General features: G+C 68.7%; 13 protein-coding genes and 3 pseudogenes. 8 read left to right on the forward strand and 8 right to left on the reverse strand.

Features of this window, described 5'->3' with window-relative positions:
• Positions 1-345: 345 nt before the first annotated feature.
• Together IE118_RS29570 and IE118_RS29575 are read right to left on the reverse strand one after the other, a co-directional pair.
• Positions 346-1,524 (reverse strand): Cmx/CmrA family chloramphenicol efflux MFS transporter, encoded by a 1,179-nt coding sequence (locus IE118_RS29570; protein WP_189561162.1) that lies wholly within the window; start codon positions 1,522-1,524, stop codon positions 346-348.
• 493 nt (positions 1,525-2,017) lie between these two features.
• The gene (locus IE118_RS29575) at positions 2,018-2,830 is read right to left on the reverse strand and encodes an alpha/beta fold hydrolase (RefSeq protein ID WP_189561163.1); all 813 of its coding nucleotides are present in this window, start codon (positions 2,828-2,830) and stop codon (positions 2,018-2,020) included.
• A gap of 325 nt (positions 2,831-3,155) precedes the next feature.
• Between IE118_RS29575 and IE118_RS29580 the strand changes: the two genes are divergently transcribed.
• Entirely contained in the window at positions 3,156-4,109 is a 954-nt protein-coding gene (locus IE118_RS29580; protein ID WP_373303241.1) for an alpha/beta fold hydrolase, read from the forward strand.
• A gap of 54 nt (positions 4,110-4,163) precedes the next feature.
• Here the strand turns inward: IE118_RS29580 and IE118_RS29585 are convergent.
• Positions 4,164-4,328 (reverse strand): annotated as a pseudogene (locus IE118_RS29585) (aldo/keto reductase); the annotation flags it as partial.
• 564 nt (positions 4,329-4,892) lie between these two features.
• Here IE118_RS29585 and IE118_RS29590 point away from each other — a divergent pair.
• Positions 4,893-5,198, forward strand: a pseudogene (locus IE118_RS29590) (zinc ribbon domain-containing protein); the annotation flags it as partial.
• Between the two features lie 77 nt (positions 5,199-5,275).
• Here IE118_RS29590 and IE118_RS29595 read toward each other — a convergent pair.
• Positions 5,276-6,001, reverse strand: a complete 726-nt coding sequence (locus IE118_RS29595; protein ID WP_373303242.1) for an aldo/keto reductase — start codon at positions 5,999-6,001, stop codon at positions 5,276-5,278.
• Positions 6,002-6,578: 577 nt separating this feature from the next.
• On the opposite strand from IE118_RS29595, the gene IE118_RS29600 reads away from it, so the two are divergent.
• Both IE118_RS29600 and IE118_RS29605 read left to right on the forward strand, forming a co-directional pair.
• Positions 6,579-7,187 carry a hypothetical protein gene (locus IE118_RS29600; protein ID WP_189561164.1) on the forward strand — a complete coding sequence of 203 codons (609 nt, stop codon included), beginning with the start codon at positions 6,579-6,581 and terminating at the stop codon, positions 7,185-7,187.
• A 788-nt stretch (positions 7,188-7,975) separates the two neighbouring features.
• A complete protein-coding gene (locus IE118_RS29605; protein WP_189561165.1) occupies positions 7,976-9,775 on the forward strand; it encodes a hypothetical protein in 1,800 nt (599 codons plus the stop codon).
• A 60-nt stretch (positions 9,776-9,835) separates the two neighbouring features.
• Here IE118_RS29605 and IE118_RS29610 read toward each other — a convergent pair whose 3' ends face one another.
• Entirely contained in the window at positions 9,836-12,382 is a 2,547-nt protein-coding gene (locus tag IE118_RS29610; protein ID WP_189561166.1) for a DEAD/DEAH box helicase, read from the reverse strand.
• Between the two features lie 55 nt (positions 12,383-12,437).
• Complete coding sequence (locus IE118_RS29615) at positions 12,438-12,980, reverse strand: hypothetical protein (protein ID WP_189561167.1); 543 nt, start codon at positions 12,978-12,980, stop codon at positions 12,438-12,440.
• Positions 12,981-13,337: 357 nt separating this feature from the next.
• Here IE118_RS29615 and IE118_RS29620 point away from each other — a divergent pair, with 357 nt between their 5' ends.
• Positions 13,338-14,945, forward strand: coding sequence for a ricin-type beta-trefoil lectin domain protein (locus IE118_RS29620; RefSeq protein ID WP_189561168.1), 1,608 nt, complete (start codon positions 13,338-13,340; stop codon positions 14,943-14,945).
• Between the two features lie 184 nt (positions 14,946-15,129).
• Here IE118_RS29620 and IE118_RS29625 read toward each other — a convergent pair whose 3' ends face one another.
• Complete coding sequence (locus tag IE118_RS29625) at positions 15,130-15,882, reverse strand: DUF899 family protein (RefSeq protein WP_189561169.1); 753 nt, start codon at positions 15,880-15,882, stop codon at positions 15,130-15,132.
• A 704-nt stretch (positions 15,883-16,586) separates the two neighbouring features.
• Between IE118_RS29625 and IE118_RS29630 the strand changes: the two genes are divergently transcribed.
• The 3 genes from IE118_RS29630 (at position 16,587) to IE118_RS29640 (ending at position 18,486) form a co-directional block, all read left to right on the forward strand.
• On the forward strand, positions 16,587-16,997 hold the full coding sequence (locus IE118_RS29630) for a PGPGW domain-containing protein (RefSeq protein WP_189561170.1): 411 nt from the start codon (positions 16,587-16,589) through the stop codon (positions 16,995-16,997).
• A 208-nt stretch (positions 16,998-17,205) separates the two neighbouring features.
• Entirely contained in the window at positions 17,206-18,201 is a 996-nt protein-coding gene (gene trxB, locus IE118_RS29635; RefSeq protein WP_189561171.1) for a thioredoxin-disulfide reductase, read from the forward strand.
• Positions 18,202-18,261: 60 nt separating this feature from the next.
• On the forward strand, positions 18,262-18,486 hold the full coding sequence (locus IE118_RS29640; RefSeq protein ID WP_189561172.1) for a hypothetical protein: 225 nt from the start codon (positions 18,262-18,264) through the stop codon (positions 18,484-18,486).
• A gap of 40 nt (positions 18,487-18,526) precedes the next feature.
• Here IE118_RS29640 and IE118_RS34205 read toward each other — a convergent pair.
• Positions 18,527-18,634: pseudogene (locus IE118_RS34205) on the reverse strand (VOC family protein); the annotation flags it as partial.
• Between the last annotated feature and the right edge of the window lie 92 nt (positions 18,635-18,726).

The following is an 18,726-nucleotide window of genomic DNA, read 5'->3' on the forward strand; positions in this document are numbered from 1 at the left end:
CGACGAGCAAAGGTCATCCGCGCCGCATCCCCTGATCTCCCGTGGTGGCGAGACCAGCTCTGAACCCATCTTGGGCCGCCTGGGGGCCGTCCCAGGCCGCACAACGACGACCGACGCTGACAGTCACCGACAGCCAAGCCGCAGGTCGCAGCGTTGTTTGCGACTACTGATCGATGCGGCGGGCCTCAGTCGGCCCGCCGCGCCAGCTGGGCGTAGCTCGAGCTCCCCCCTCGCAGGCGCTCGCGTGAGGACGCCAGGGAGCGGTGTAGGGCACGGCGTCGGGAGGACGGTCCCGTAGGCATGTTTCGTTGTGTGTGTGTCGTACTGAGGGGGTGTTCGCGAGGGTCACCGGAGAACCTGGGTGCCTCGGGCGGCCGTGATGCGGGTGAGGAGGGGGAAGGCGATGAGCAGCGCGACCGCGACGAGGAGCCCGCTCGTCCAGAGCGGCCCGAGGGTCCCGGCCCGCGTGCCGAGGGTGGTTGCAGCGAGGATGGGGCCGGTGGCGGCACCCACGTTGAGCGCCGTTGTCGCATACGAACCGGCCATGGTGGGGGCACCCGCGGCCTCGTAGAGGACCCGCGTGATCAGCGTCGCTCCCAGCGCGAACGACAGTGCGCCCTGCACGAACACGAGGATTGACAGGGCGACCGGTTCGTTGACCAGCACGGCAAGAGCCGGCCAGCCGATGAGCAGCAACGGACCGCCGATCGCGATGACCTGGCCGGGGCTTCGGTCGGAGAGCCGTCCGGCGACGGTGACGCCGATGAAGGAACCGGCGCCGAAGAGCACCAGAGCGACCGATACCCACCACTCGTCCAGACCGGCGCTGTCGGTCACCACGGGGGCGAGGAAGGTGAGGCTTGCAAAGGTTGCCGCGTTCACCAGCGCGCCGAGCAGCATCACCAGGATCAACCGCGGCCGGGTGAGCTGAGCGAGTTCCGCTCGCAACGCCGGCCTGCCCGCGGCCTCAGCCTGCTCACATGTCGCCGGGATGCCCTTCAGGATGGCGATGGCTGCCGGCAGGCAGAGCGCGGCGACGGCCCAGAATGTGGCCCGCCAGCCGAGCGCCGTGCCGAGTACCGACCCACCTGGGACACCGGCGATCGTGGCCACCGTGGTGCCGGACAGCAGCACGGCCAGGGCGCGTCCTTTCCTGTCGGGTGGAACCAGCCCGGCCGCGGCCGTCAGTGCGACGGCGAGGAAACCCGCGTTGGCGAGGGCGGCGACGACCCGGGTGGCGAACAGGATGGGGAACCTCTCGGTGACGGCGCCCACGGCGTGAGCTGACGCGAACACGAGGACGAACCCGAGAAGGGCCGGGCGCCTGGGCCAATGGCGGGCCAGGGCGGCCACCAAGGGTGCGCCGACGATCATGCCGATCGCGAAGGCCGAGGTGAGAGAGCCTGCTGTCCCGACGGTGACGTCGAGTTCCGAGGCGATGTCCGGCACGAGGCCGGCGAGCATGAACTCCGAGGTGCCCATGGCGAAGACGGCGAGGGCAAGCAGGTACAACGGGAGAGGCATCGAGTAGCTCCGAGGTGAGGAGAGGCACGAGAGGTCATCTCGTCACCGCGGCCAGCCCCCGACCGCACCTACGTCCCACCGCGGAAAGCGGCACGACGACAGGGCTACGAGTTCAGTGGTTCAGGGGGCTGACGGCGTGACCGAAAGCCCCCACCTTGTCTGACCCAGGACTCGACATGGCTCGCACGCTACCCGACCGATGCCCGCGGAAGCACCCTGCTTTTCTGCCGCATCGGCCTGCGTCACCCATGCTCGGTGCCCACATCCCCGCACTGCAACGGCCACCATCCTCATCAGGCCCGGGACAACTCCCTGCCCGCGCCCAGGCGCACCCGGCGCCCTCGAACGACCTGGCACTCCCGTCGACTCCTGCACACCCGAGGACTCGGCGTCACCCATGATTACACGCACGCGGACTGACCGGCAGCGATGGCCGAGCCACTGACCCGGCGTGCCGGTTCGTGGGAGCGGTCAGGCTCTGGGTTGCTCACGGTCAGGCGGTGCGGGGCTCCGTCTCCCGCCAGAACGCGTCGACGCGGGCGTTCCATTCGTCGGGGATCTCCTGGAAGGGCTGGTGTGCTTCCTCCTCCATGACCGCGAACCGGGCGCCGGGGATCGCGTCGGCGACGGCACGGCAGAGTTCGGGCCGGCTGGTGGAGTCGCGGCCGCCGGCGAGCACCAGTGTCGGCACTGCGATGTCCGGCAGACGGTCCGTCGTGTCGTGCTGGAGGACGGCGTCGAGGAAACGCTTCAGGTCCTCGGGCGTCTGCTTGTGCGGGAAGGCAAGCGCGTCCTCGATGAACCGGTCCACCGTGCCGTCGTTGTGCGCCCGGGCCGTGTAGATGTCCAGGAAGAAGCTCTCCAAGAACGTGCGTTCGTCGGGGACGGTGTCGACCAGCCGGCGGACGAACAAACCCCACCGGCGCAGGTAGGCGTCCGGCACCGACCAGGTGCTCTGCAGGACCAGGCTGCGCACCAGTTGAGGGTGGCGAAGGGTCAGCTCCTGGCAGATGAGGCTGCCGCCGGAGAACCCGGCGACGTGGGCGGAGGGAATGTCCAGTGCCCGCAGCAGCGCGGCAGCGTCATCCGCCATCGCTTCGACCGAGACTGGGCCCTCGGGCATGGCGGTCCGGCCCGCTCCCCGGTTGTCGAACGTGGTCAGCCGATAGCGGTCGGCCAGCCCGTCGAGCTGGAACTGCCAGGACTCGACGGTGTCACCAAGCCCTCCGACCAGCAGGACGTCAGGCCCGGTGCCGACCTGCTCGGTCCATAGGTCCAGTCCGTCCGCGCGCACATACCATCCCATTCGTCCGCACTCCCTTCACCGCTCTTCAAGGGTCCACACGTCGTTATGTCGGTTTCCTCGTATAGCACAGGTCAGAGAGTCGGCTCCGACCAGACCACCGACCACGAGGGTCCGGCCCTGAGTGAACAGTCTCTGCCGTGCTCGGTCAGATACTTCCGCGAGCGGCGCCGGTCCTCACGCATGCACGGACATTGCTCCGGACGTGCCTCATGGGCCGTTCCAACGCCCTGACCCCAACTTCACTCGGCCGGACCATCACGTCGCGCCGTACGGGTGGGGTGCAGGCAGTGTCGTCAGCAGTCATCCCTCCGGAGAAAGAGTGGACATGAAGCGCATACCGCGTGCTACCGCCGGACTGGCACTCCCCGTGGCCGCCCTCGTTCCCGCCCTCACGCTGACGGCGGCCGCCCCGATCATGGCGTCTGAGAGCAGCCACAGCGCCAAGCCGACTGTGGTGCTGGTACACGGTGCCTTCGCGGACGCCTCGGGCTGGAGCAAGGTCGTCCAAAACTTGCAGGCGCAGGGGTATCCGGTGATCGCCGGCGCCAATCCGCTGCGCAGCCTCTCCGGCGACTCCGACTACCTCGCCGCACTCCTCAAGACGATCAAAGGTCCCGTCGTCCTCGCCGCCCACTCCTACGGCGGCGCTGTCATCACCAACGCGGCGGCCGGCAACCCGAACGTCAAGTCCCTCGTCTACATCGCCGGATTCGCGCCGGACAAGGGCGAGACCACCCTGGAACTGGCGGCCAAATTCCCAGGCAGCCGGTTGACTGACGACCCCCAGGCACCCGTCCCCACCGCTCTGAACGCCGTTCCCTTCGGCGACGGTCCGAACGATGTCGATCTGTACATCAAGCCGGAGAAGTTCAGCGATGTCTTCCTGAGCCACCGAGTGGATCGCGACCGGGCCGCTGTACTGGCCGCCTCACAGCGGCCGCCGGGCACTCTCACCGGAAGCGAACAGACCAAGGCCGTGGCGTGGAAGTCGATCCCGTCGTGGTATCTGGTCGCCACCGACGACCGCACGATCGGGACCGACAATCTGCGCTTCATGGCCAAGCGGGCCGGCTCGACCACCGTCGAGGTCGACGCCCCGCACGATGTGATGGAGACGAACTCCGGCGAGGTCACCGACCTGATCCTGCGGGCCGCACAGGACTCCCGGCCCAGCCTCGCCCAGACCGGCACCGGCGAGCGGGCTACCGTCCTCGGGGGCGTGGCGGTCGTGGCCATCGCCGGTGGCGCGTTCCTGGTCGTCCGGTCGCGCCGCGCCTGAGGGGTGTGGGCCGAGACCTGTCGAGGACAGCGGCTCCTATAACCACCATGGCCCGAGATACGCGGTATCGATCAGTGTGATACCCAGCTCGACGGCCCGCCGGGCGATTGCGAGAGAGGTCTCGCGGCCAGGGCCCGGTTCCGTCGGCAAGTGCATGGCCCCGAAGCCCAACCGCCGTACCTTCAGATCCCCGCCGATACAAAACGCAGTCGATGTCACGTGCTGTCGTCCCCCTCGCTCGAACCGCAACGCTAACAGCGCAGTTGTTGCGACAAGGGTGTACTGGCAGGGATTGGCCACCGATCAGAACACCGCTGCTTGATCGACGACTGGGGCCAGGATCGGCTCCGGACAGTCCTGCTGACGTCGGCTGGGCCGTTGGCGCAAGGCCGACAGCAGGTGCGACGTCGTCTGCGGGCACCGGACAGGACACCGGTGCTCTTCGGCGAGACCTGCCGGCTCGCCCGCGTGGGCCTCGCGCCCAGAACCGAGAGGCGTCGGTGACCTCCTCAGGCGTTTCCTGCACCTCGACAGCAAGCTGGAGGGCAAGACCGTCAACGCCCTGCTGGACCTGGCACTGCCTCCTTCGCCCGAAGAAGCGAGGAGTAGTGACGCACGGCCTCCAGCGCCGCATCACCTGTTCCGGTGATCTCCGGCCCCGTCGTCTGAATCGCTGTGGCCGTGATTACGGGCGATCGGGTGGTGGCAGGCGGTGGGAACGGGCCGGGGTGGACGGGCAGGCTGAGTGAGCGTCTGCGTTGCTGTGTCTGTGGTGGGTCGACTGCCCGCAAGGCCGCAGACGCCGCGATCGGCGCCAACAAGGCTGCACTGATCGAGCAGGCCCGCAAGCACGGCCGCGCCGTGCACCTGGTCGACCCCGCGCACACCACCATGGACTGTGCGCACTGCGGTGTGAGAGCCAAGCACCGCCTGCCTCTTTCCGAGAGAACGTACACGTGCACCGCGTGCGGAGCCGTCTCGCCCAGAGACAAGAACTCCGCCCGCGTGATGCTCGTCTGGGCTGGTCTCAACCCGGCTAGTGCTGAGGGCGTAAGACCCCCGGGGGCGCTGCTCCCGGAGGCCGCCTGAGCTAGAAATCCCCCTCCTTCGGGAGGGGGAGGACGTCAATGGCCTCCCTCATGACCGGACGACCGGAAGGCGGAACCCTATGCCACCGCGGACAGATTGTCGAGACGATCGCGGTGCACCGGGGTCATTTCGAGGCGCTCAGCGAGGAGGTTCTCCTCCAGGTGATCGATCCGGGCGGTGCCAGGGATCGGGAGGATGACGGGTGAGTGGCCCAGGAGCCAGGCGAGCGCGACCTGCGTGGGGGTGGCGTCGAGCTCGGTCGCCATGGAGGCGATCTCGACCTTGGCCCCTGACTTACCCCAGGCGACGGGTCGCCATGGCAGGAACGCTATTCTCGCGGCTTCGCAGGCCGTGAGCACGGGCTCGTGCTCACGGTCGAGCAGGTTGTATCGGTTCTGCACGCTCGCGATGTCGACGATTTCGCGTGCCTGGTTCAGTTCGTCGACGGTGACCTCGGACAGTCCGATCCGGCCGATCTTGCCCTCGGTCTGCAGGTCCCGCAGTGTGCCGACCTGGTCGGCGAGCGGCGTATCGGGGTCGATGCGGTGCAGCTGGAGAAGGTCGATCTGCTCGACCCGCAGTCGGCGGAGGGCCTGCTCGACCTGCTCACGCAGCACCGCTGGCCGCCCGTCGAGCTTCCACGCGCCTGAGGAGCCCGATCGGGCAATGCCGACCTTGGTAGTGATCAGCAGTCCATCCGGGTAGGGGTGCAAGGCCTCAGCCAGGAGTTCCTCATTGGCTCCACCGCCATAGAGATACGACTGATGGATCCGAGGACTACGTGCTCGTCGAGGTGACGGCACAGTTCTCTGGAGCTCGCCAATGGCTGGGGGCGCATGCGGAGCACCTGAACGCTGTGCTGGCAGACGGGTTCTCTGTGGAGGTTCACCAGATGTAGGGATTGCTCACTGACGGGATTGGGCTGCCTTCGGGGCGTAGGGGGTGCTACCGCGAAGCATCGCGAGCAAGTCGTCGGCCCGGCGCCTGGCGAGGCAGAGCAGAACCTGGGCGACGCTCGCTCTGGGTGATCTTCTTGTTCGTAGTGGGCTCGCGACGTTGGATCGCCCAGGGCGGCGAACGTGGAGAGGGGAAGGCTGGCCGCCAGCTCCTCGAACGGTATATAGGCGACATCTAACGTAAACCCTCTTTTGCTTCCTCCGTGCCACGCAACGCACCGAAATGCAATCGCGAGTTGATCTCCAACACCATGGCGAGGGATACTATCTGGCGGGTGCGTGTTCCCGGCCGAGTGGCGCTCGCCTCGATATCCTCCCGTGCGGGACGTCGGAGGCCATTTACCCAAAGATTACTGGGCAGTTGACCTCAGAATTCCGTGGTAGCGTCTTTAGTCGGAGGACGGTGCAACCTGAAAGGGAAATCGTGAACACGGAGAAGATCGCCGCTCGTCGCCTCTCGCTGGACGAGGTCACGAAGCTCGGCGTGAAGGACAGGCTCTACGTTTCCGCCGACACGGCAGAACTCGAACTTCCCGACTGCTATGTCGCTGCTTTTCTGACCAAGTCCGGTGAGGATTTCGAGGGCGGCTCGGTCACGGTGAGGACCGTATTCCAGGAAGAGATCTCTTGCCTTCCCGACGACGAAAATGAAGTCGGCATCTACGTGGCCGACGAGAACGGATCGGTGACCATCGAGGTCCTCCAGTCCGCCGGTGTCGTGCTGGACCTGGCACTTTTCGTCCCCGGCGGGGACAAGGGGTCCCTCTCGGCCCTTTACGCTGCGGCCCGGCAGGCGTTCGGTGCCGACATCGTGCAGATCTGGCGCCAGGGCCTCAAGGAGGTTCCCGACGTAAAGGTCGACATCTTCGAGGAGCAGATTCCCCGGGGACGCAAGGGGGGCGACAACCCCAAGCGTGACCGTCGCGCGATCGACACCTACCCCACCCGTGCGGACTTCATCGAGTTCTCCGCAGGGTGGAAGCCGGTCGTTGAGATCCACAAGCCGATTGTTGACGACACCCCGACCATCTGAGTCAGCAGGCAGCGTTACCTCTCGTCTCGGCCTGAGGGAACGCCGAGAACGCGTGCGCCGGAAACCGTCGACCCTGAGCGGCGTAAGGAGCCGTCGGGAAAGAAACTCAGGAACGTCGAAGCGTGGTTCCGCTCGACGACTTTGGGCGAGGCAGTCCGTCCCCCCAGCGTGGGCTGCGGGAGAAGCATCCGCGTCCGCGGATCGTGGACGCGGTCTTCTCCGTGGTGCGGACGGGTGTGCCCGGCGGCCGCTGCCGAAGTACTCAGCCCTGTCGTGGGCGACCAAGTACCGGTACTTCACGTGGTGGCATGACGACGGCAGTGGGCGGTGGAGCGCAGCTTCTCGTGGCTCACCGCCCACCGGCAACGTCGGTGTAGTGCGGGGGTGACCGGCACGACGGCCTGGCAACAGGTCACCACCCCGGAGGCGAGGTACTTCGGCATCGCCGCGCCACGCGGGTGAACCTCCCCGGCATGCGGTCAGTCGGTTGTCCGAGGCAGAGTGTGCAGAAATGTCCGCGGTTGCCTGCCAGCCACCGCATGAGGGATCGCCATGGACGGCACTCCGCCCGTTGGAGACATCCAGCGGGGTGGGCTGTTCCCGCCCACGATCGTCGCCGGCAGGCGCGAGCATGACGCGGAAGGTGCCGCTCGCACACAAGCGCAGATGGTGAAGGTCGCCCTCGGGGAGCGCGAAGGCTTGGCGGGAGCAGAGCGACGGGAGGCCAACCGATGGCCACGACAGCTCGGCGCGACCCGTTGTCCGTGCCGTCCGACATGATCGGACCCATGAACGAGATCCCCACGGCCGCATCGCCAACTCCCCGCGCTTGGAGCGGGTTCGCCGCAACCGCCGCCCTGCAGGGACTCGTCGGGGCCTGGGGTTCCTGGAACGAGGACTCCTTCGCCGACATCCGGCGCATCGGCCGCTACATCGAAGGCAGCTGGCGGCCCGAGCCGGGTGGACGAGATGTCCGACCGCCCGCAGCCGGTAGCTGGACGGAACTCATAGGACGCACGGGGGCCCTCGCGCTACGCGCGGCCGCCCCCGCCACCAGGCCGGAGCGCCGCGAAGTGCTTCTCGACTTCCTCCAGATGTGGGCGCGGACGCCGTTCGCCGACCCGGCGTACCGCTTCCGCCTGGGCCGACTGGCCGAGCCGACTTCGTTCACCGTTCGCGATCACCAGGGTGCCTCCTTCAGCCTGCATCTGCCGGCTGCGGGTGAGACGCTCTACTTCGAGGCCGTGCTCCCCGGCGGCGAGGCCGCCCCGTGTCCCGAGGAACCGCTGTACGTCGCGGACTGCCACCGCGGGTGGGGCGACCCGCGGCAACTGCTGCGCCTGGTGGAGCTCGTCCGGGAGCGCGGCCCTGCCCCCTGGGACACGGAGGCGGCCCTCGCGCTGAGCGAGGCGACCGGCCTGAGCCGCCCTGCCGCGTCCCTCGTCCTGGCCGGCAACCCCGGCGCGGGCAGCTACTACCAGCCCTTCCTCGACGAGCACGAGCGCGCCACGTTCGGCTTCAAGGCCGGCGAACTCGAAGCGGCACAGGACGAGTTGTCGATGCTGAAGAACGACGACCGGCTCGCCCTGCTCGCCGACGTGATGCCCACGGACCCTGGAGACCTGTGGGCGCCGGGCGGCCTGGGCCGCGTAGCGGAGCGCATCGCAGCGACCTGGGCGAAGCAGCACGGAACCCGTCCGCGGCCTCCGTGGAACACCTGGCAGGCCGCGGTCGCCCTGGAGACGCGGATGCCGGCGACCCACCTGTGCCACCTGTTTCTCGACCCGGCGAACGCCACCCTGCCGCCGGGCTTCTACCTACGAGCCCGGCCCTGCCCTCCGGAGCACCGCCACCTGCGCACCGCGTGGGACGTCATGAGCAGCTACGACGCCGAGACCGTTGCGGACGCCCTCTTCGCCGGGCTGACGTGGGCATACGCGGACCTCCCCGCCGGCGACCCCGTACGCACCGGAGCGCCCGAAGTCGTCCACGACGTGCGCAAGGTGCTGTCCGGCCGCGATTCACCGGCCCGGATCCTCTACTCGGGCGTGACCAGCGGCAGCAGGGGCAGCCGGCGCTGGGACTGGCTGACGGACGGCACCTGCGACCGCGTCATGGCCCGCATCACCGCCGACGACCTTCCTGCCGGCCGCTACGAGTCCGACCCGCGAGCCTGCGCCCCCGATCTGGTCACCGACGTCGCCTCCGCCCTCGGACTGTCCGAGGACCCCGCCGCTCTCTACCTCCAGCTCTTGGTGCTCCCCGCGCCGTCGGACCGCAATGTGCGGCGCTGGAACGCCTGGACGCCGGCGCGCCACAAGGCGGCCGCGGCGGAGCTGGTGAAGCGCGGCCTGGTGGTGGTAGACCGCCGGGCCCGTGCAGGACGCACACTCTTCCTCCCCGGCCCGTGGGCGCACGGCAAGAAGCCGCTGCCGCCGATGGAGACCTGGAAGGCCCCCCTGATCGGCGCGCAACTGAGCGCCGACGGGAGCATGGTGAGGGACTTCGAGCTGTTCCCGGGCACGCTCCCCGATCTGTTCACCGAGGCGTGGCGGCTGGTCCGCGGGGGAGAGGGGCCGTCGGACTGACCGGTGGTGGTGCTGTGCGCACACATATCCTACCCGGCCCCATTGCCCATCTGTCCGCAACTACGTCCAGCGCATGCCGATGGCGGAGAGCTGTTCGGTCCGCTCCCGTGACAGCGTTGCGGCTCTGGATCTTTGGTTTCCGACCCATGCCCCGAGCTTGATCTCCCGTTCCTTACGATCCCCACCGCTCTCGCCGCCGCGACTGTCGTTGCCGCCGGCGATGGCGATCCGTTCGATGTGCTTGCGGGGTACACGCAGGTGTCCCTCGCGCTCGTAGAACTGTCTGGCGGCTTCGTAGTTCATCGCCCATGTGTCGGCCTGGCTTCGACGCGGGGTCGGCTTCTCGTCCTCGCCGGCGGGTTCGATCCCGAGGACCTGCTCGCACAACCATTGCTGCACGGTCGTGAGCTTGTCCCAGCCGAGTCGCTGCGCTCGTACCCACCGTCCGAGATCTTCGCCCTGGTGTACGACGTCACCCGGCGACGTGGGCAACGGACGGCCGGCTTCCAGGTGGAGCCGGGTGAGGTGGAAGCAGCGTTGCCACTCCACGGGCCAGGCCGGGCACCACGAAGGGTCGATGTCCTCGAGCTGCTCGTTTCTTCCCTCCGGCAGTGCGCCGGCCGCGGATCGAGCGGGCAGTCCTTCGGCCCGCCGCCGTTCGACCTCCTGCGCCTTCCGGGCCGCGGCCCGCTGGTTCTTCAGCCAGATGCCCACCCGGTAGCCCTGGTAGGTGGCGTCGGTCGGTGCCAGTAGGTGACCGCTCTCCTTGGCCCACCCGCGGGCGGCGGCGAGTCCCTCTTCCCGGGCGACGTCGTAGTACGACCAGACCATGCCGAGCTTCTCGAGTTGCTCGATGCGGTCTTCGTCCATGTCCCCGCGGGCGTGGAAGCGCCGGTTGTCGGCGATCCACTGCCCCAGCGGGAAACCGGCGAGCGTGGCCGGCCATTCTTCGGCTTCGGCCTCCCGGTCGTCACGGCCGGGCACGCGATAGGTGAACGGCACGCGCAGGTCACCGTGCAGCCGGTGGTAAATGGCGGCGGCCTCCACGCCGCGCCGCCAGTGGGCGTGCTCGGGGTTGATCACCCGCAGGTTGATGAACGCCGCCAGCTGCGCCGGGTCACGCGGCGTGGAGAACTTCAGCAGCTCCCGGGCCGGTACCGACAGACCACTGTGGCTCCGGCCGCCGCCGGCTCCCTCTTCCTCCGCCCCGCTCAATCGGCTCCGGACTCCCCGGACGCTGCTTCGGGCCTGCTGCTCGGCAAGCTGTTCGACCACGCGGGCGTCGTGCGCGCGGAGGGCCTCGAGCAGTTTCGCGAGCCCGCCGTAGGCCCGGCTGGTGAGCATGTTGTCGGCCGTCTCGCCCGGCCCGAGCAGGATCGGCACCACGAGGGAAGCGACCTTGCCCTCACCGGGCTGCATGCGCAGCGCGCGGCCCACGGCTTGAACGAGGTCGGGCATGGAGCCGCGCACGTCCGCGAAGTACACGGAGTCACATTCCCGGGTGTCGACACCCTCGCCGAGAACCCTCACCGAGCCCAGGTAGCACTTCTCCACGACCGTGCCGTCGCCTGCGATTCCGGTGGAGAACTGCCCGAGGACCCGGCGGCGGTGGCCGGGCTTGTGCTCACCGCACAGCCAGTCCGCCCAGATCGTCCTCGGATACAGCTCCGGCTCAGCAGCGTGCAACGACGCGGCGACGCCCGTGAGACCGGCTGCGAACGCCTCGGCCTCCTTCACCACGTGGTGGAAGACGAGCGTGCGCCGGAAGCCCTCCTCCGACGACGCCTTCACCAGCGCCGTCTGCAGGGCCGCGAGGCGCGCCCCGCGGACCTCGTCCGACCGGCCCTCCACGCCGAGGAGCTGCGCGGCCTGGAGCCGGGTGTCGGTGACGTCCACGCACACCACTTGGTACGGCGCGCAGATCCCCCGGTCGATCGCCTCCGACAACGTCAGCGTGTAGCAGCGCGCGCCGAACGGACCCTCCGGGTCGTCCGCCATCGACGCGACCAACTCACCCGGCCCACCCTGGCCGGCATCCCCGTCCAACTGCCACAGGCGCGGAGTAGCGGTCATGTACAGACGACGCAGGGCCGGGATGCGGGTGTTGTCGTGGACGACCGCCCATGGCTTACCCAACCGACCCGAGGTCCGGTGGGCTTCGTCGACCACGATGAGGTCCCACCCGGGAAGACCGGCGGAGTGCGCGCGCTCCAGTGTGCCGAGCCCGAGCGAGGCGTACGTGGCGAGCACGGTGACCTTGTCGAACGGCCGTATCCAGTCGACCAGTTCGTCTACGTCCGTGGTGTTGGGGAAGTCGACATCCTCGCCCCGCAGTGACGAGACCCCGATCGTCGGGCCCGTGCGGCCACTTTGACGCCACGCGGTCTCGGTCTGCGTCAGCAGGTCCAGTGAGGGGACGAGCACCAGCACGCGATTCGCCTGCAGTTCACGTGCGCTGTGGGCTGCGACGAGGGTCTTGCCCGAGCCGGTCGCCATGACGACTTGAGTGCGCAGGCCGCTTGCGGGAATGGTGCCGGCCGCGGGCACCTGCAGGGCGGCGAGGACGGCATCGACAGCCTCACGCTGGTGGGGCCGGAGCTTCGTCATGGCGGGGTTCCTTCAGAGGCCGGGTGGCGAGGGCAGGCGGGTACAACCGCGGACATCAGCCGGGAAAGAGGCGCTTGCGCAGGGCCTGGTGCCAGCAGTGGGCAGCGGCATCGTCGAGATACAGGGTGTGCCCGCCGTGCTGGGCAGGGGCGCTCTCCCTCGGCTGCCGAAAGGTGATGGTGCCGTGGGCGACCTGATAGAGGACGACTCTGGCGCCGTCGGCAACGAAACCGCGGATGATGGAGCTCAGCCGGCGCCGCCATCCAACGGTCTCGGTGCTCAGCGTCTCGGCGGTGAACGGCTCGATGCAGAGGGTGCCGTGGTCGGCCACGCTCAGCAGGCGATGAATCGTGGCGTCGTCGACGTCGTGGGCGGGGTCGGCTCCTCCTTCTGCGGTGCTGAGAAACCGGAACATGTCGCTGGAGGCGAGACCCTCGAAGGTTTCAGGGAGGGCGCGCGCCGCCGCGCGACGGATCCACGCGGCCTGGCTGAGGCGGGCGACGCTCGCACCGGCCTCCATGTCCTCAAGGAGGCCAGTGGGGAAGTTGATCGGGACCTTGGGGCCGATGGCGGGACGGCCGGGTGGGGCGGCGTTCATCAGTCTCCGATCACTCCTGGGTACCCAAACTACCGAAATTGGAAGAGGTCGGTGTGCCTCCAGGTTTCCCCGCCGAACCGGGCCGGGAAGCGACCTTTGTGGTTGAAGAGAGCTGCAGCGTTGAAATCCCGGCATGTACGCCTGCGAGGATGCATGTGGCCCTTGGGACGGTTCGTGCCGACGGCGTCGTCCCCCAGAGGAGGGACCTCCGCGTCACCGAGGTCCTTTTGCGGCACGGCTCACGAGTTACCGACAGAAACCCTTCCCCCACGACCTGCCCTGCGTCACCATGAGCCGTCATACCCGCCGGTAGGTCAGGTCTGCGCGCGGGTCGCACGGTTGCAAGGAGGTGGCGGGATGGCTCGTGCCGACGACGACAGGGATCGTGGCGGTGCGGGGCCCGGTCACGGGGTCCACGAGGAAGCGTCCGACGCACGGCTTACCGAGCTGCTGCGCGCTGATACGGTCACGGCGTATCCGGCGCTCCAGGAACTGCGCACCCGTCATCATCCGCACGTCCTCGCCTACGCCAGGCTGTGCACTTCCAACGAGTCCATGGCACGGCAGCTGGCCGCTCAGGCGTTCACGCTGGCGGCACGTCAGACCGCCCGCGGAATCGACTCCGGGCGGCCCTGGCGTCACCAACTCCTCCTGCTGGTAGCCCGGTCGGCCGGGTCCTGGGCAGAGGACGGGCGGGCGGCCGGCCTGGACGCGGGGCTGTTGCTCGTCCTGAACTCGGTCGGCCCCTCCGGCCTCTTGCCCCCCATGCTCACGGCGTTTCAGTCCTTGCCTTCCCGTACGCAAGGCCTGATCTGGTACGGGATCGTGGAGCGGGAGCCTACGCACAGCACGGCCGCCCTCCTCGGCCTGACCCGGGAGGACGTCACTTACGGCACAGACGCGGCGCTGCAGCAGCTGACCCGTGCCTGCCTGCGCACCCGCCTCACCGCGTCCGAGAACCCGGACTGCCCCGACTTCGGCCGCCTCATCGAGGAGTCCATTCGGCCGGACAGCCCCCGCGACAGCGCCGATCTGCACGCGCACATGACGCATTGCCCGCACTGCACGACGGCGTACGAGGAGCTGTCGGCCCTGCGGGACGCACCGCGCACGGCGCTGGCGGAGGGGCTGCTGCCGTGGGGCGGCACGGCGTACGCGGCGGGCGAGCGGGCGGCCGGCGGCACCGCCGTGTGGCGGAGCGGGCCCGGCCCTGCCGGATCCGGGCGGGAGGTGGAGGAGTGGGTACGGGCACCGGGCCGCCGGCGCACCGTGCTGGTGTCGGCGGTGTTGGGGGCGGCCATACTGCCGGTGGCGGTCTTCCTGATGGCGCAGGGCCGATCGCCGTCGCATGATCCGGTGAGCTCGGTGAGCACGCGGCTGAGTTCGCCGCCGGTGACGGTGACGGCCACGGTGTCGGCGACGCCGTCGTCGGCCTCGCGCTCGCCGTCACCCTCGCCGTCGCGAACCTCGAAGTCGCCCTCCCCGACCAGGAGTCCGTCACCGACGAAGACGGCGAGCCCGAAGCCACCACCCCCTTCCACGCGCCCGCCTTCCGGCTCGTTCGCGCAGGTTGTGAACGTAGCGTCGGGTCTGTGCCTGGACGTGAGCGGGGCCTTCTCCAACGGGACCGACGTGATCACGGCCCCCTGCTCGTCGTCACGCACCCAGCGCTGGCGCGTCGACGACGACCGCGGCTTGCTCCAGTCGGCCGCCGACCCCGACTTCTGCCTGGACAGCCGGGGAGCGACGCACCGGGGCGTCGGGATCTGGGGGTGCGACTCGGTGGAGGGCCGCAACGGCCGCAACCTGATGTTCGTGGTGGATGAGGACGGGCTGATCCGCCCCGCCATCGCCTTCGGTACGGCCGTCACCCCGGACGGCGGCGCCGGGGACGGGCTGTCGCTGGAGTCGGCGGGTGAAGGCTCCGAGCAGCAGCAGCAGCGGTGGCGGGCGGGGGCCACCTGATCAGACCTCACGCACGTCGCGCGCGACTGGACCTGCTCATGCGGGCGCCGGGGCTGGGGCGGCCGATGTCGCCTCGGCGCAGAGCCCCGCGACGTTGACCGTCGCCGGCGGTGGAGGCCGCGGGGCGAGCGGCGTGTCACTTCTGCCAGATACGGGTTTGCGCGAACCGCTACGACATGACTTCTCAGGTCAGCTTGTCGGAGCGGCCGGCTTCGATGCGGGACCACTGGGCGATGGGGCGCCCGTTCGTGCGCCACTCCTCGGGGTTCTCAGCGGAGTACCAGGGCTGGGGCCAGCCATGCGGGGAGTCCTCCCACGCTTCCTGGCGTCCATAGACGGTCATGTCCAGCAGCCCGTGGGTGGGCGCCATGACCTCGACGCCGCGACCGCCGGTGTAGTAGGTCTCGAACACCCGCTCGCCATCGCGGACGTAGCAGACGAGGTGGTGACGCTGCCAGTCACGGCCCTCCAAGAGCTGGGGCGCCGTCTTCTCGACCGAGTACCACGGCATGTCCAAGCCCAGGAAGTCGCGGTAGCGGACGCTCTCTTGGTAGGGACCCTTGCAGAGCGTGGCGTACGTGGCGTCGCGGGAATGGATGTAGGACAGCTCGCGTACCTGACTGTTGAAGAAGGTACATCCCTCGCACTGTTCGGCGGCGGGCCGTCCGGGCCACCACGCGTGGAAGTACGCGATCAGCTGCTTGCGGCCTTCGAAGACGTCGAGGATCGTGATCGGCCCGTCAGGGCCGATGACCTCAAGGGCGGCATCGACCTCCACCATCGGCAGCCGCCGCCGTGCCGCCGCGATCGCGTCTCCTTCACGGGTGTGCGCCTTCTCCCGTACGAACAGAGCTTCCCGCGCCTCCAGGTAGGTCTTTCTGTCCACCACAGGGGGGAGGGCCGGGCTCGGTGATCGATCGTTCACGAGCGTCTCCATTCGCTTCTGAGGCGGCTGCCAAGAGGTCACCTGGACTCCACCATGCCCAACAGGCCGCGCCGCGCTTCGGGGCGCCACGCAGTAGCCTCTCGGCGGCTCGCTCATTCGGTCCAGCAGCCGCGCCTCACCGACGGGCGCGAAATCAGAGCTCACCACGGGGGAGGCGAGGCCGCAGGCGTCACCGGGCGCGCGGGTCAGCACGGCCGTGTGTGTCCTTGACCGGGACGCGGACGCCACCCCGAGCGACACTTCGTCCCGTTGCTGCGTTTCAGGTCACATGCTACGTTTTTCCCTGAATGTGCTAAACGGGAGCGCTTGTGCATCCCTCATTCGACCCACTGGCGTGGGTGGTGAGAGTGCGGCTCAAGGTGAACCAGTGCCCCACATTCTGTTCCCTCGGCTCAATGGGCCCGATCATCAGGGAGAGGGCATGTCCGCCCCAGTCGACGCAGCATCGGTACGTCCATTCGCCTGTGCTGTTCTGACTGTCGAGGGTCCCCGTCTCAGCCGCACGCCTGCGGACAACGACCAGGCCGGGCTTTCGTACTTCGGTGCCAAGGGAGTCACAAGGTACCCAAGGGCGGTCACTTCGGTGTCCGGGAGCAGCCGGAGTCGTCGAAGACCTCCGCGCGGGCCTGTGATCCCTCCGCTTTCCTGAGGGGTTGGGTGGCCCTCCTTCGCGCGACGGGATCGAGAGGAGCGAGGTGGGCAGACGAAATCTCCTACGGAGGGGAGCCGCGCTCGTAGCCGGAGCCGCGCTGCTGGTCATCGGCGTCGCGCTGCTGGTCTTGCCCGGCCCAGGACTGCTGCTCATACTCGCGGGGCTGCTGATCCTTGCCGACCAGTTTCCACCGGTCGCTCGCTACGTCGACCCCGTGCGTGTGCGTGCCATGCGCGCGGCAAGGGAGAGTGTCTCCTCACCGGTTCGGATCGCCGGGTCCTGTCTCGCAGCAGCAGGCTTGCTGGCGGCAGGTCTCTTCTGGGGTGTCATGCCCGAACTGCCCTTCGGAGGCTGGCCCACAGGTGCCGGGCTCATCCTGTCGGGTGTCATCCTCACTGCGTTGCTGGTGTACAGCTATCGCACCACTCGTACCGGTAGCAGCGATGCCGAATGACACCGCTCAAGGGGTCACCGGGGGAGCGCAGGATTCAAGGCGCTGGAGGACGCGGCACGTTCGCCAACGCCCGCGTCCTGCACCCTGGCTGAGAGAACCCGACAGAATGCGGCGTTGGTGACGGTCTACTTAGAAAGCCTGACCGTTCGGCATGGAGGACGGCTGAAGCGGCTGTCGCGCTTTCCTTGAGCTAATACGGGTGATCAATGTGAGCGACACAGTCAAAGATGTGATCATCGTCGGCTCCGGCCCGGCCGGATACACCGCCGCGATCTACGCGGCCCGTGCCCTGTTGCGGCCGATGGTGTTCGAGGGGTCGGTCGGCGCGGGCGGCGCGCTGATGAACACCACCGAGGTGGAGAACTATCCCGGGTTTCCGGACGCGTTGCTGGGACCGGATCTCATGGCCAGGATGAGGACGCAGGCGGAGCAGTTCGGTGCCGAGCTGATCGCCGACGACATCGTCGAGGCGCATCTCGAGGACGGGGTGAAGGAAGTCGTCGACAGCGCCGGCGGCACCCACCGCTCCCGGGCGGTGATCCTCGCCATGGGTTCGCACTACCGCGAATTGGGCCTTGCGAACGAGAAGCGGCTGGCGGGGCGCGGTGTGAGCTGGTGCGCCACCTGTGACGGCTTCTTCTTCCGCGATCAGGACGTTGTCGTCGTGGGCGGCGGGGACTCCGCCATGGAGGAGGCCACGTTCCTGACCCGGTTCGCCCGCTCGGTCACCGTGGTGCACCGCCGCGACACCCTGCGCGCCTCGAAGATCATGCAGGAGCGGGCCGGCCGCAACGAGAAGATCCGCTTCCTGTGGAACAGGGAGGTGGTCGACATCCTGGGGGAGGAGAAGGTCTCGGGTCTGCGGGTGCGTGACGTGAACAGCGGGGAGGAGTCCGACCTGCCGACGAGCGGTGTGTTCGTCGCCATCGGACTGGATCCGCGCGTGGACCTGGTGAAGGGCCGGATCTCCCTGGACCACGCGGGATACATCGCAGTCGAGGGCCACTCCAGCCGCACGAATCTGGACGGCGTGTTCGCCTGCGGCGACGTCGTCGACCACGAGTACCGGCAGGCCGTCACCGCCGCCGGTACCGGCTGCGCGGCGGCGCTGGATGCCGAGCGGTACCTGGCGGCCCTGGACGACTGCTTCACCGGCGAGGAAGCCCGCCTGGAGGCCACCGTCGTGGCCGGACTGGTGCACTGATCCCGACGGCAGAGTGGTCCACGGCACGGCTTGGCCCGGTGCGGGGCCACTGAAGTCACCATGGCGTACGGCAACCTGGTCATTGCTCTGGCGGTGGCCGGCGGCGGGTGCCCGCCGGGCTTCGATTCCACCCGCTACATCTGCGGCTTCACCGATTTCGCCGAAACGGCGGCCGGCCTGCTGGTAGCCCCCGTTCACCACCCGGGCCGCATCCGGACCGAACGTTTCGGATGGCTCGACGCTGCCGGCACGGACTACCCGAGGTCGCCCGCACCCGCCCGGTGACAGCGGCCGGCCGGACTCACACCGTGGGACCGCCGCGTCGTCACCGGCCCGGCAGCCGCTGCATCACCTCTTGGATCACCCAGCCGCTGCCGTCAGGGTCGCTGAACGTGGCGAACGAGCCGTAGGAGGTCCGGTCGGTGCGGAGGCCGTTCAGGTACGGCTCTCATGGCCCCTCCCTCCGACCGCGCAAGGCTCCTGTTTCCAGCACGGCGCCGGGAAGGCCAGGGGGCGAACGGAAGT

It is taken from the genome of Streptomyces pilosus (assembly GCF_014649835.1).
GTDB lineage: Bacteria > Actinomycetota > Actinomycetes > Streptomycetales > Streptomycetaceae > Streptomyces > Streptomyces pilosus.